Origin of the sequence: Pseudomaricurvus alkylphenolicus (assembly GCF_011683955.1) — a bacterium.
Lineage (GTDB): Bacteria > Pseudomonadota > Gammaproteobacteria > Pseudomonadales > Cellvibrionaceae > Pseudomaricurvus > Pseudomaricurvus alkylphenolicus.
Genome location: NZ_JAAQPI010000001.1, coordinates 122,063 through 134,966, shown reverse-complemented (window position 1 = coordinate 134,966; position 12,904 = coordinate 122,063). Strand labels below are relative to the sequence as shown.

Below are 12,904 nucleotides of genomic sequence, written 5' to 3'. Positions count from 1 at the left end.
GCATCAGCGGCCGTTTTTGGTTGCGGCAAGAGGTGGGGACAGGCGGGGTCAGATCGGCTGATCCGACCCCAGGCGGGCGAACGCCTGCCCGAAAAACACCTTGTAAACTCCCACGGTGAACAGTGGAATCGTAAAGATAAACAGCGACAACCAGAAACCAAATGCAAATACCTTCGCCAGCAGAGCAATCACGCCGACGCTGGACAGCGACAGGCAGGCGGTCAGGATTGCTGCCGAGAAACCGGCGTGCGCTTTTCGGCTCAGGCGGCGGTTGCGCTTGGCCAGCGACCAGTTGTCGAGGCGCTCCAGAAACCCCTGCAACAGACCGACGCCGGTTTGCAGAATGGCGATAAACAGCACGGCCACAAAAATATCGCTAAATGCCGGTGGCATAATCTCGGCGGCGATCCAGCGGTTGGGAATATCCTGCTGCAGGGCTTGCGGGTAGCGGCTCAGGTAGCTCAGGTGCATGCAGAGGATCGGTGTCACATAGACAAAGCCGCTGATATAACCGGCCACCAGGGTTTCCTGTCGGCTTCTCAGGTCGCGCGCGGTATATAGCATCACTGGTACGTAGGCGATGATAGCGACGGTGTAGATTGCCAGATTGCCCAGCATGGCTGTTACGTCAACAAGGTTGTCCTGCAGGCTGGAGGCGACGGCTTCTCCGTGAGCAAAAACCGAGGTCAGAGCCATACTCAGCAGGCACAGCAGCAGCATGACCGACGTTCCCACCATCGACATCTCCACAATGCGTCGACCTTGGTAGGTAAGAAATACCACCATGCTCAGCAGCGCGATGGTGACGCCGAAACGCGGCAGATCAAAGTGATTGGCGACTGCCGTACCGCCAGCGGTGGCGGCGTAGGCCAGAGTCAGAAACATTGAGAGGGTGATGAAGATCTCATACAGGGGAGCTCCCTTGTCACCGAGAATGGTTTTGCCAAAGGCCTTGTAATCGTAGGCGCGATGGAGTCGACCCAGTTCGTAAACCAGAAAAATCACGGTGCCGACGATCAGGGCGATAATGCCGATGGCGAGCAATCCGGCCAGTGGGCCGCTGGAGCTCATATAGGTGACGGTTTCCAGTCCCGAAGCGGCACCACCGCCAAACATCACCGCCAGAAACACACAGGGGGGAATCAGGATGACGCGAAACAGATAACTTTGCAGTATGTCTTTCATGATCAGATCCAACCGCTAAAAGGTTTGCGCACGCAGCCGGCCTGCATCCAGCTCACCAGGGTGGTGAAGTCCCACACGTTCAGTCGCACGGCGTCCTGGATCGCATGGGCGTGAATGGAAAGCTCGCTGCACTCCAGTACAAAGGCGCCAATCTCAGGGTGTTCATGCACCATGGTCAGGGCGGTATCAATCAGCACCTGTTCCATTTCCTGCAGGCTGTAGTGCCCTTTGAGTGTCAGTACATTCTGCATGGGGGGTGTGTCTTCGATACCGACAATCACCGCCCGGCTCGGATCGACAAGGCCGCAGGATTGCAGTGCCGGTGAGGCACGCAGGGCGGCACCATTGGCGGTGATGATGCCCACCTTCTGGTCAGGGCGCAGACCGTTGGCGACCTGGGACACCTGCATCAGGCTGGAGGAGAAAAACGGCACTTGCAGTTTGGCGGCAATCTGTTGCTGGCAGCTGGCAAAAAAGCCGCAGTTACCAACAATGGTGCGCACGCCCTGATTTTGCAGGCGTCTGGCCGCGGCAATGCTTTTTTCAATCACGACCGGGTCGGGTGCTTCGGACACCAGCAGGTGAGGATCGATATCGCCGAGACCCTCGAACAGCACCGGAAAATTGAACGAGCTGGCATTGCTCATATTGCCTGGCGCCATGGGGGTGTTGGTCTGCAGGATCAGGATGCCCACTGCCACGCCGTATATGTAACGCCCCTGTTGATGGTACTCCCCAAAGGCGTCGCGTCCCTGGGGGTCGTTACCGGTGGTCAGGGTGTAGTACCCCTTATTGGGTTGATTCATGGGCGCTGCCTCTCGCTGGTGAAAATGGGAATGTGGCTGTCGTTATTTAAGTCATTAATGGTCAAGACCGGTGAATTCGACCTTTCTGCTTCGCCTCTGGCTGGACAACCGCCAAAACTCATGTAGTATTTTATAAACCGTCCAGACGGTACAGTCAACGAATTACAACACCAGGTGATGACCATGACGACAAAGGAAGTGAGCCCTGATCAGGATGTGCCGCCGAAAAAGGCGAGCAAAAAAAACACCCGCAGCAACAACTCCAGGGTAGCCGTGCTGCATGCCGCCGAGCGTGTGGTGCAGAAGCTTGGCCCCGGCCGACTGACCATTGATGCGGTGGTGACCGAAAGCGGTATGAGTAAGGGCGGCATTCTCTACCACTTTCCCAGTAAGTCAGCTTTGGTGGAAGGGATGATCAACCATATGGTGGAGGAGAGTAACCGGCGTGTAGCTCAATTGGTTGAGCAATTGGAGGGTGAGGCTAACCCCACGGTTCGAGCACTGATTGAAGTGCAGGGCGGTAGCTGGGTCGAGGAGCAGTCCCTGTCGCGCGCCCTGATGGCCGCCGCCGCCCAAGACCCTGAACACATCGGCAAAGTGCGCGACAACAAGCGCCTGTTTGTCGAACGGATGCAGGCTGAATCGCAAGACTCAGACGATGCCATTTTACTGTGGCTGGCGGCCGACTGCATGGCGATTAATAAAGTGCTCAATATTTCCTGCTTCACTGACGAGGAGGAGAAGCGTCTGCACGCGCGCTTGTTGTCACTGGTGGACAAGTTGTCTGCGAAGTCCCGAACCTAAGCGACTGCATCTCAAGAGGTAGATAAGTGATGTTTGAAGCAAACAAAAAGTGGGATGTCATCATTATCGGTGGCGGCATCGTCGGTGTATGCGCCGCCTACTACGCAGCAAAGCAGGGTCTTAAGCCGCTGATAATCGAACGCGACAATATCGGTGCAGCGCAATCTGGCCGCTGTTTGGGGTACGTTCGTCGACAGGGGCGGGATATTCTCGAATTGCCCATGATGATCGATGCCATGGATATCTGGCGCAATGCCGAGAAAGAATTGGGCCGCTCCTTTGATTGGAAACCCGGCGGTAATCTCTGGTGCGCCCACGACGGCAAAAGCGCAGAAAAACAACAGCGCTGGCTGGAGTTGGCCAAACCCTTCAATATCGGTAGTCGCTGGTTATCCGGTAATGAGATTAACGATGTGATGCCGGGTATGAAGCATCGGTTCCTGGGAGCGCTCTACACGCCTGATGACGGCATGGCCGATCCGGTTAAGGCGACTCGGGCCTTTTATGAAGCGGCGGTGGAGTTGGGTGCGGAGACTGCGCTGGGGTCGGTAGTGGATGAAATCGTTACCCAGGGTGGTGCGGTACAGGGTGTGCGCATCGGCGCCCAATTGCTGAAAAGCGACCTTGTTATCTGCGCCGCCGGCGCTGCGTCCAGTGGTCTGTTGCGCAGGCACGGATTACTGTTCCCACAGGATTGGGTGCGCGCTTCCATTATGCGTACCGAGCCGGTAAGTCAAACCATCGCCCCTGGCATTGTTGGCGGCAATATTGGATTGCGTCAGGGGCGCGATGGCTCACTCTATGTATTCCATAAGCTGGCCAGCTACGATGTGCGCCTGGAATCACCTCGATACAGCTGGTGGTTCAAGGATTTTCTGTTCGACGACTCCTTCGATATCAAGATCAATCCGTTTTCAAAAATCACCCGCAAAATGTCGCTGGCAAAAACCAGCCCCGTTAACGATATTCCGTCGTCCTGGCAGGCACCCTATCCGGATCACAAGGCACTGGCTAAAGCCAAGAGGGATCTGGCGGCACTGCTTCCGGAGTGTCAGGGCATAGGCATTGTGGCGGAGTGGGGCGGCTATCTAGAAAGCACACCCGATGCGCTGCCCCTGATAGGGCAGGTTGAGGCTGTGGAGGGTTTGCTGGTGGCATCCGGTTACAGCGGTCACGGTTTCGGCACTGGCCCCATCGGCGGCAAACGCATCATAGAGCTGGCCACACGCGGACAGGCGGACATTCCCGAGGCACTCAGCCCCGGCCGTTTCAGGAGTGGTGAGTGGCTCGACGTAGAGTGGTCAGCGATATAGTCAACCGCTAGATGAGGAGGGCTATTGATGAGTAAATATGGCTTAACCAGCTGAAAATTTTAGACTTTCACGGCAATCCTGCGGTTGCTCAAGGCTCTTTAATAAATTATATTCAGCAGGTCGCGCTGGCCAGGTGCAGCTGTACCGGACCAGCGCTTGATCTTTTCTGTTTGTTGCAGCCGAGGTGACTTCCATGCCCAAAACCCGAACCCGTACGCGTCAGGTTTCCCGTTTGCCTCGCGAGCAACGTCTGTCTGACATTATGAAGGCCGGGCGCGAGATTTTTTCCGAAAAAGGTTTTGAGGCTGCCTCCATGGCTGAAATCGCCGACCGGGCAGGCATCGTTGAGGGGACGATCTATCGGATCTTCAAGGGTAAGCGCGAGCTCCTGGAAAAAGTGGTGGCCCAGTGGTACGAGGAGGTGCTGGCGGACTACGACGTGCAGCTGGCGGGCGTGAGAGGCACCTGGAACCGGCTGCGGTTTATGATCTGGTATCACCTGCAGGGGATTCACGATCAGCCGGATCTTTTTGCTCTGGTGGCGCAGCAGCTGCGCGGGCGACCGGACTATGAGGAAACTGAGGTTTACGCCTTAGCCCGTCAATACGCCAGTCATGCAACCGACATCATCAAAGAAGGCATTGCGGCCGGAGAGTTTCGGCCCGATCCTCCAATGCAGCTGGTGCGGGACATGATTTTCGGTGGCACCGAACATTATGCCTGGCGTTTTCTGTCCGGCAAGGGAGACCTGTCAGTGGAGGAAACCGCTGACCAGATGGCGAATCTGGTCTATGGTGGTCTGGCGCAGGGGGGCGATGCGCCAGCTCCCGGGGGGTTGGAATCCGTTGTTCAACGTCTTGAGGCGGTGGCGCAAAAGCTGGAGCAATAAATCTCCGGGTCGGTAGAGTTGCTTCAGCTCTACCGATCACCGTTTTTATCCGATGCGAGTCTGCATCACCCATCTTTAGTTCTGTTCGATATGCCCCTGTGCGCAGACTTCAACCACCAGGCCGGGGGCAACCATACCACTGACCACAATGGTCGCGCGGTTGGGATAGGGCGCTTCGAAATACTTGCCCCAGACGTCATTTAGCTGGGCGCTGTATTTAATATCTGTCAAAAACACCTGCACCATATTCAAGTCGGCGAGGCTGCCGCCGGCGGCTTCACAGACTTTCTTCAGGTTGGCGAAAGTAAGATCCATTTGCGCCAGCGGGTCACCTGTTTCCAGGGTGCCTTCGGGCGTGACTGCTACAACGGTGGTGTAGAGGTGGCCGTTGCTTATGGTGGCCCACTCCAGGGGCAGGCCCAGTTCGGGAAGTCCGGTGGTTACGGCGGTTTTCATAGTGCATCTCCATTAGGTTAAGGCAGAGGCCCTTGCTGGGCGCGAGTCATTATTATTACAGTAAATGAGTAGTATTTACTATAGGATTTTTTCGAGCTCATACAATAAAATCCTATATATCACTGTATTTAATAACTTTTGAAAATTTCAAATAGAGTTTTTATAGCTTCATCCATCTTGAAAAGAACATTAAGTAAGTTATACTCATTAGTGTTTTCAGGGTGCCCGGTACCATAGTTCACGCACCATAGTTCATGCAGCAGGGGGCGCCTCAAGCGCGTCTCAACAGGAGTAAGCAATGACCCAGTACGACTACTTGATTATTGGCGGCGGCATCGCCGGAGCGTCCCTCGGTTACCGCATTGCCGGCGAGCACAAGGTGGCCCTTCTGGAGCAGGAGGATCAGCCGGGGTATCACACCACCGGGCGCTCGGTGGCGGTGTGGACCACCGCCTATGGTCCGGCGCCCATGCGTGCACTGTGCAATGCCAGTATCGACTTTATTCGCAATCCGCCAGAGGGATTTGCGGAGTACGAGCTGTATCATCCGACCGGTCTGATGTTTATTGCCACTGACGAGCAGCGTCAGGATCTGCTCGATTTGCTGGCGGCGGTGCGGCAGCTGGCACCTGAGATTCACGAAATCAGTGTGGACGAGGCGCTGGAAAAGGTGCCGGTGTTGAGCCGCGACCATGTCAAGGCGGCGTTCTACGATCCGGGCACTCTCGGGCTGGATGTGGCAACCATGCACCAGGGTTTTCTTCGCGGTATCAAGGCCAGTGGCGGCGACGTGGTTTGCAAGGCAGAAGCGCAGACCATTGAGCGTCGCGATGGGCTCTGGCATGTGTCTACGCCGTCAGGGGATTTTTGTGCGCCCGTGATCATCAATGCAGCGGGCGCCTGGGCGGACGTGGTGGCGGAGAAAGCCGGCGTCGAGAAAATCAATATTGTGCCCAAACGCAGAACGGTGGTTTCCGTTGATGGTCTCGAAGGGCTGGATGCCAAGACCTGGCCAGGCGTGATGGATGCCCATGAGAATTTTTACTTCAAGGTGGATGGCGGCGCACTGGTGGCCTCGCCAGCCGACGAAACGCCGGACCTGCCTCGCGATGTACAGCCGGAGGAGCTGGATATTGCCATCACAGTGGATCATCTCCAGCACGCCACCAATCTCGATATTCGCCGGGTGACTTCCAGTTGGGCAGGGCTGCGCAGCTTTGTTGAAGATCGCCTGCCGGTGGTGGGGTACGCACCGGATGCTGAGGGATTCTTTTGGTTTGCAGGACAGGGGGGTTACGGTATTGCCACCTCTCCGGCGCTGGGTGAGTGCGGGGCGGCGTTGCTCAAGGGTGAGGATTTGCCCGAGTATGTGAAAGAATTTGGCATCAGCAAAGAGCAGATTGCGCCCGGGCGTGATATGACCGAAGCGGGGCGGTTCGAATAGGCTGTAACGAACACCATTCCTGCGTTATCAGTCGCCGATATGTCGGCGACTGATTGTTTTTTGGGAGTGTTGATTCTGCATTCGTCTCACAGACTATTCGGAGACTTTAGTAATACCCCTCAAAACGCCGTCTGTGGGTGGCTTTCTGAAACAGGTCAATCATGGTAAGAAAGTCAAAAACCGGCAGGCCGGTCGCTTCCTGCACCGCTTTGCTGTAGGGAGGAAGCATTGAGCACTCAAACAAAAAGGCGCCGATGTTAGGGTGGTCGGCAGCCGCCTGGCTGGTCAGTGCCACGATCTCGGCTTCGACCTTGTCCGAGTCGACACAATCGCTTTCCTGGCAAAGCTTGCTGGCAAATTCTTCGCACTCCAGCAGTCCAAGTGCGATAACTTCCCGCACACCGTCGAAGCCGGTCTTGTCCAGCAGGGTCTGGGTCATTTGCTCAGGGCCTGGGGTGACCACGGCTATGGCCTTGTCCTGGCCAATCATGCTGGCGATTACCGGCAGTTGCTGCAGGCTGGACATAAACAGCGGTATATCGACTTCCCGGGTGGCTTCGTCCAGATAGTTGAGCAGAAACCCGCAGTCGCCGGTAATGCCCTTGACGCCCTGCCGGTTCATGTCTTTTACCGCCTCCAGCACGCCGTCCTTTTCACTGCGGTCTCCAGTTACAACTCTGGTCAGGTCGACACCGGTGTAGGTTTTAATCAGTACTGGATAGTCATAAGTGCTGGCGTTGGTAACATCCCCGGGAATGTAGGGCACCTTCCAGGGGAAATCCATAACCCCAACGCAGTAGCCGTAAGCGGTGGGTCGGTGGATCTTTTGCTTGAATACTTTCATATTTCTCTCCGCTTACATATGACCTTGCCTGGCCCGTGGATGAATGGCAGCAAACAGAAAGTCCGCCAGGGTGATGGCATCGAACACGGGCACGCCGCTGGTGTCCTGAATGGCTTTGGCGTAGGGCGGGAAACGGCCGTCCTCAAGCACCATGGCGCCGGTGTGGGGATTGTCTGCCATCAGCTGCCTGGCACTATGGACCAGGGAGGCTTCCGTGGCGGAGAAATCCAGGTCGGCTGTCTCGCTTTGCTTGACGATGTCGGCGCCGCAGGTGGTCACGGGGTTGGCAACCTCAATGCCGGCGCGCGCAATCATGTTTACCATGTGCTTGTGGGTCGAAGGCGCACTCATCACCGCAATGGTTTTTTGCGCGCCGATGCTTCTGGCGATCATGGGTAACAGCAGCAAGGGTGACAGGGCGACCGGGATGGATACCGCACTGGCGATCATGCTTTGGAGGGCAATGGCGCAACCGCAGTTGGATATGATGCCTTGCACTCCTTCCCGCTGCAGTTCTCGCGCCGTTTCGATCATATTGTCAACGCAGTCGTTGTTGCCGTCGACGAGTTTGGTGGTGGTGAAGCCGGGGACGACCCTGTAAACAACCGGGCACGCGAAGCTGCTGGCGTTGTTGACGGCACCGGGCGGAGAAGGCTGGGGCTCTTCATCCAGGCAGAGGATACCAATTGCCTGACCGCAAATTTCGCTGCTGCCATTGGTTCTATAGATGGGCATGGTGTGGGGCCTTATTCAGTGGTGTCGTTAAAGTTGCTTGCCTGCATTGATTATTGACCCTGGCGGCCGGATGCGCCGATTCTCTATGGCGTTTCTCGTTTGGTCGGGTGGTCCTGTCGTCCATATTGTCATATCTCAGCCGCTTTTTTGTACCTTAAATAAGTTATATTTATTAGTGTTGTTCGTCAATCTGTCGCCCAAAAAATATAGATTCTAACTTTAATATAAGCATATATTGATCGATACTCGGAAGTATCAATGTTGGTTTATGAAGTTTTATTTCATTAATAATGAGTAATGTTCATTGGTGTGGTGAACAGTCCGCTGATAGGCTGGTCACGAGTGATGAGTAAACGTTTATTGAGGAGCCAGATATGTTTGACACCAATTGTCTTGATTTGACCGGCAAGGTTGCGGTTGTTACCGGAAGCTCCCGGGGGATTGGCCGAGTGATTGCGCTGCGCATGGCCAGTGCGGGAGCCAGGGTAGTGATCAACTGTGTTTCTTCTGTGGCTCAGGCTGATTTCGTAGTGCGGGAGGTTTGCGAGCTGGGTAGTGAGGCTATTGCGATTCAGGCCGATGTGAGCGACCGCGCTGAGGCGGAGAGCCTTATCGCAAGGTCGATTGAGGCTTTTGGTCAGGTGGATATTCTGGTGAGTAACGCCGGTCTGATTCTCGACAAGCCGTTTGTCGAGCACAGTGATGACGATTGGCGGAGGTGTATGGGTGGCATGCTCGACGCCAGTTTTTATCTGGCTCGGGCGGCGGTACCTCATATGGTAGCCAGGGGCGGTGGTCGTATTCTGGCGCAAAACTCAATTATTACTGAGCGTTTCGATTTGGCCGGGTCGACCTTGGCCGCTTGTGCCGCGGCCAAGGCGGGGACTTTTGCCATGTTGCGCTCCCTGGCTGCCGAGGTGGCGCCCTGTGGTGTCACGGTGAATGCGGTTGCGCCCGGGGTGGTGGCGACGGACATGATGAAAGAGTTTGACGAGTCTTCCCTTGAGGCGGTGCGCCAGATGATTCCTGTTGGCCGCTTTGCCGAGCCTTCGGAGATTGCCAGTGCAATGCTGTTTTTGGCGTCCGATCTGGCCGGCTATATTACCGGGCAGACGCTGCGTGTGAACGGTGGAATGAATATGGTTTAGTTGTTCTATCCCATAATGAGTAATATTTATCTATAATCTGACTATGGTTTTATTTCCCCTACTCTTTTGATGTTAATCCCGTTTTTCCACGTAAAAAAGGCCGTTAACAGCGGCCTTTTGTTATATCCGAAGAAATTCTTATAGTAAGTTGTACTCATTAGTGCGTTGACATGACGAACTGCTAGGGATAATGTTAGTTAGTAAATGGGCGGCACTCATTAGTAGTTGGGGCTTCCATTTGAGGTTTCGAATTACACCGTCTAGAAAGAAGATATGAGAGAGGGAAGAGTTATGTTAACGAAGACCAGGCTGGCAGCCGCGATTGCCACGATCACCGCTGGTTTGACGGCGGGACAGGTTCTTGCCGAGGAGTTTGCACTCGAGGAAATTGTGGTTACCGCCACCAAGCGTGAGACCACTATCCAGGAAATGCCCATGTCCATTCAGGCCATGTCCGGCGAGAAAATGAAGAATCAGGGCATCGACAACCTCGACCAGCTGGCCGCCTCGGTGCCCAGTTTTCAGGTGGGGGACGGCGCCCTGACCACCAATATTTCCATGCGTGGTATGGGCTCGCAGCCCGAGCGCGGATTCGAGCAGTCAGTCGGTATGTTTATCGATGGCATTTACATGCCTCGCTCGCGCCAGTATCGGGCGCCGTTTATGGATGCCAACCGGGTTGAGATTCTGCGTGGGCCCCAGGCGGTGCTGTTTGGATTGAACTCCACTGCCGGTGCGGTGAGTGTGGTTTCCAATACCACCCGTCCTGGCGACGAAACAGAGCTCAACCTGACTCTCAAGCATGAGTTTGAGTATGAGGGCACGACGGTCGAAGGCGTCTATGGCGTCTCTCCTACTGACAGGCTTGGTCTGCGTCTGGCGGGTAAGTACCGCAAGGATGAAAAAGGCGCATTCAAAAACGACTTTACTGGCGATGACGAAAACGCTCCACAAGAGCTGGTGTTGCGGGGAACCGCCGTGTTTGAGCCCAGTGATGCAACCACATTGACTTTCAAGGTCGATTACGCCGATTTCGAATTTGATGGCGATCTGGGTGAGACTGGCGGTGACGACAGTCTGTTGGACTGGCGCCGGGATATGGACGCCACCGGTGCCGCTGAGATCAGTGCCGGATCGGAAGTGGGTATCGACAAGCCGGGTTTGCAGCAGGAGTCTCTCAATATCGGGTTAACCTTCGAGCGGGATTTTGGTGGTCATACGCTGACGGCGATCGCCGGTTACTCGGATCTGGAGTGGGATGCCATGTTCGATATTGATGGCACTTCCCTGGCGATTATGACTGGCGGTGTTCATGAAGAATATCAGCAGAGGAGCCTGGAGGTGCGCTGGACCTCGCCGGAAGGCCAGGCGCTGGATTGGATTGTGGGCGCCTATTACCAGGACAGTGAGCTGGACAATGCCCAGCCCAATATTCTCGGTGCCTGGGCGCTGGGTGTGCAGGCCAATCTGCCGGCGGTATTCCTCGATGCTGAAATGGGCAGCGAGACTGAGGCGACTTCGGTATTTGCCATCGGGACCTGGAATGCGTCCGACGTGCTGAGTGTCACCGGTGGCTTGCGCTGGGTGGACACTGAAATCGACTATCATCGTGGCGACAATGCCTGTACCGATATGATTGGTGGTTTGCAGGAAACCATCGATGCCGTGCCCGACGCCTTTTTCTGCTTTAACGGCAGGGGCTACAAGGATCGGCGCAGCTCTGACAACCTGATGCCGGAGCTGGCGCTGCAGTGGGACGCCACCGAGGCGTTAATGGTTTATGGCAAGGTCAGCAAGAGCGCCAAGTCAGGCGGTTATGGATTCAGTACCGTGCTGGCCTCTGATGCGGACGGCAATCTGCTGGCCGAATATGACGACGAAAAAGCCACCGGGGTCGAGTTCGGTCTGAAGTACCAGGCTGCGACCTTCGAGTTGAACGCTACCCTTTATCGCACCGAGTTTGATGATTTGCAGGTGAATTCCTTCGACATCGACACCGGAGCCGGCTCCATACAGAATGCCGCCGAGGTGGTGACCCAGGGGCTGGAACTGGATGGCCGTCTGGCCGTCACCGACTGGTTGACCCTGACCGGATCGCTGGCCTACCTGGACGCGGAGTTCAAGTCATTCGATGAGGCGCCGGCGCCGTTCGATGGATCACTGCCTCCGGCTCCCTCCGGTAATCCTGCCGCAGCCAATGCCACCGGGATGGAAACGCCCTACGCGCCGGAATGGGCAGGCAGCCTGGGGGCGGATGTGAATCTGCCGCTGGGTGATTCGCTGGAGCTGGTGGCGGGGCTCTATCTCTCCTTCAGTGATTCCTACCTGACCGATTCAACCCTGGCCAGGGCCTTTGAGCAGGATGCCTATGAAAAGGTGGATGCGCGCATCGGTATCGAGGGTGGTGGTGGCCAGTGGAGCGTGGCCCTGATTGGCAATAACCTGACCAACGAGGAGATCATCAACAACTCGGTGAATTTTGCCGGACCCATTTCCTACCTTAAGTCGCCCCGGACTGTGGCGCTGCAGGGGACTTATCGTTTCGGCTTGTGAGTCAACTGTGGTCTAAGTGTAGACATTCAATAACACGATCAGCCCTCGCCCCATCAGGCGGGGGCTTTTTTTGTCTTTTGTTTGGGTAAAGGCGATGAATGTTCTGATTATTGGGGCGAGAAGTCATATTGGTCGCAGCGTAGCGCGTTATCTGTTGGGCTGCGCCGAGGTAAATCTGTTTTTGGGCAGCCGCAGCGACAGTGGTGTTGAGGATTTGCGAACGGTTTTCCCGGGAGCGTTGGTGCTCAAGATTGACGCCAACTGTGTTAATTCCCTCAGGGGTGCCGTCGGGGGAATGCATCGTGTGGTGGTGATTTCTTCAGATTTTGCGAATGAAACCGTGGTGACCAGGAATCTGATTGAGGCGCTTTACGGAGTCGTAACCCTGGAGCAGGTGATACGCGTGACGGGTCAGTGGCCCCCAGTTGCTGCTGCGGCGCCTAAATCGATGCAAGAGGTCAATCTGACCGCCCCGCAGCTCCTTGCGGCCTGGCGGTTGCTGCGGGAAAGCGGATTGCCAGTGACTTTGGTTGATTTGGCAGCCGATGATTCGAAAAACTTCCACCGCTTTACTGGGGAAGGTACCTGCAGTATCGCCGAAATGATTGCGGGGCTGTTACAGCAGGAGTCTGGGTCCCAGATAGGCCGGGAATATAGCCTGTAAGGGCGAGTTGGTTTTAAGCCTGGCTATTCAAATGTAAGTATTATTCATTAATAGTTCGTATTC

General features: G+C 55.6%; 12 protein-coding genes. 7 read left to right on the top strand and 5 right to left on the bottom strand.

What is annotated here, in order from left to right; genetic code table 11:
• Nucleotides 1-48: 48 nt before the first annotated feature.
• Nucleotides 49-1,185, bottom strand: coding sequence for a hypothetical protein (locus tag HBA55_RS00570; RefSeq protein WP_166985374.1), 1,137 nt, complete (start codon nt 1,183-1,185; stop codon nt 49-51).
• A 2-nt stretch (nt 1,186-1,187) separates the two neighbouring features.
• Entirely contained in the window at nt 1,188-1,991 is an 804-nt protein-coding gene (locus HBA55_RS00565; RefSeq protein ID WP_166985371.1) for an aspartate/glutamate racemase family protein, read from the bottom strand.
• Between the two features lie 183 nt (nt 1,992-2,174).
• Between HBA55_RS00565 and HBA55_RS00560 the strand changes: the two genes are divergently transcribed.
• The 3 genes from HBA55_RS00560 (at nt 2,175) to HBA55_RS00550 (ending at nt 4,997) form a co-directional block, all read left to right on the top strand.
• Nucleotides 2,175-2,795 carry a TetR/AcrR family transcriptional regulator gene (locus HBA55_RS00560; protein ID WP_166985368.1) on the top strand — a complete coding sequence of 207 codons (621 nt, stop codon included), beginning with the start codon at nt 2,175-2,177 and terminating at the stop codon, nt 2,793-2,795.
• A gap of 29 nt (nt 2,796-2,824) precedes the next feature.
• The gene (locus HBA55_RS00555) at nt 2,825-4,108 is read left to right on the top strand and encodes an NAD(P)/FAD-dependent oxidoreductase (RefSeq protein WP_166985365.1); all 1,284 of its coding nucleotides are present in this window, start codon (nt 2,825-2,827) and stop codon (nt 4,106-4,108) included.
• A gap of 193 nt (nt 4,109-4,301) precedes the next feature.
• Nucleotides 4,302-4,997 (top strand): TetR/AcrR family transcriptional regulator, encoded by a 696-nt coding sequence (locus HBA55_RS00550; protein WP_166985362.1) that lies wholly within the window; start codon nt 4,302-4,304, stop codon nt 4,995-4,997.
• Nucleotides 4,998-5,072: 75 nt separating this feature from the next.
• On the opposite strand, the gene HBA55_RS00545 is transcribed toward HBA55_RS00550, so the two are convergent.
• Entirely contained in the window at nt 5,073-5,453 is a 381-nt protein-coding gene (locus HBA55_RS00545) for a RidA family protein (RefSeq protein ID WP_166985359.1), read from the bottom strand.
• 298 nt (nt 5,454-5,751) lie between these two features.
• Between HBA55_RS00545 and HBA55_RS00540 the strand changes: the two genes are divergently transcribed.
• Nucleotides 5,752-6,897 carry an NAD(P)/FAD-dependent oxidoreductase gene (locus HBA55_RS00540; protein WP_166985356.1) on the top strand — a complete coding sequence of 382 codons (1,146 nt, stop codon included), beginning with the start codon at nt 5,752-5,754 and terminating at the stop codon, nt 6,895-6,897.
• Nucleotides 6,898-7,003: 106 nt separating this feature from the next.
• Here the strand turns inward: HBA55_RS00540 and HBA55_RS00535 are convergent, their stop codons facing one another.
• Both HBA55_RS00535 and HBA55_RS00530 read right to left on the bottom strand, forming a co-directional pair.
• A complete protein-coding gene (locus HBA55_RS00535; RefSeq protein ID WP_166985353.1) occupies nt 7,004-7,741 on the bottom strand; it encodes an aspartate/glutamate racemase family protein in 738 nt (245 codons plus the stop codon).
• 12 nt (nt 7,742-7,753) lie between these two features.
• Complete coding sequence (locus HBA55_RS00530) at nt 7,754-8,476, bottom strand: aspartate/glutamate racemase family protein (protein WP_166985350.1); 723 nt, start codon at nt 8,474-8,476, stop codon at nt 7,754-7,756.
• Nucleotides 8,477-8,850: 374 nt separating this feature from the next.
• Between HBA55_RS00530 and HBA55_RS00525 the strand changes: the two genes are divergently transcribed.
• The 3 genes from HBA55_RS00525 (at nt 8,851) to HBA55_RS00515 (ending at nt 12,841) form a co-directional block, all read left to right on the top strand.
• Complete coding sequence (locus HBA55_RS00525; RefSeq protein ID WP_166985347.1) at nt 8,851-9,624, top strand: 3-oxoacyl-ACP reductase family protein; 774 nt, start codon at nt 8,851-8,853, stop codon at nt 9,622-9,624.
• A gap of 291 nt (nt 9,625-9,915) precedes the next feature.
• Complete coding sequence (locus HBA55_RS00520) at nt 9,916-12,177, top strand: TonB-dependent receptor (RefSeq protein WP_166985343.1); 2,262 nt, start codon at nt 9,916-9,918, stop codon at nt 12,175-12,177.
• Nucleotides 12,178-12,271: 94 nt separating this feature from the next.
• On the top strand, nt 12,272-12,841 hold the full coding sequence (locus HBA55_RS00515) for an SDR family oxidoreductase (RefSeq protein ID WP_166985340.1): 570 nt from the start codon (nt 12,272-12,274) through the stop codon (nt 12,839-12,841).
• The last annotated feature ends 63 nt before the right edge of the window (nt 12,842-12,904 follow it).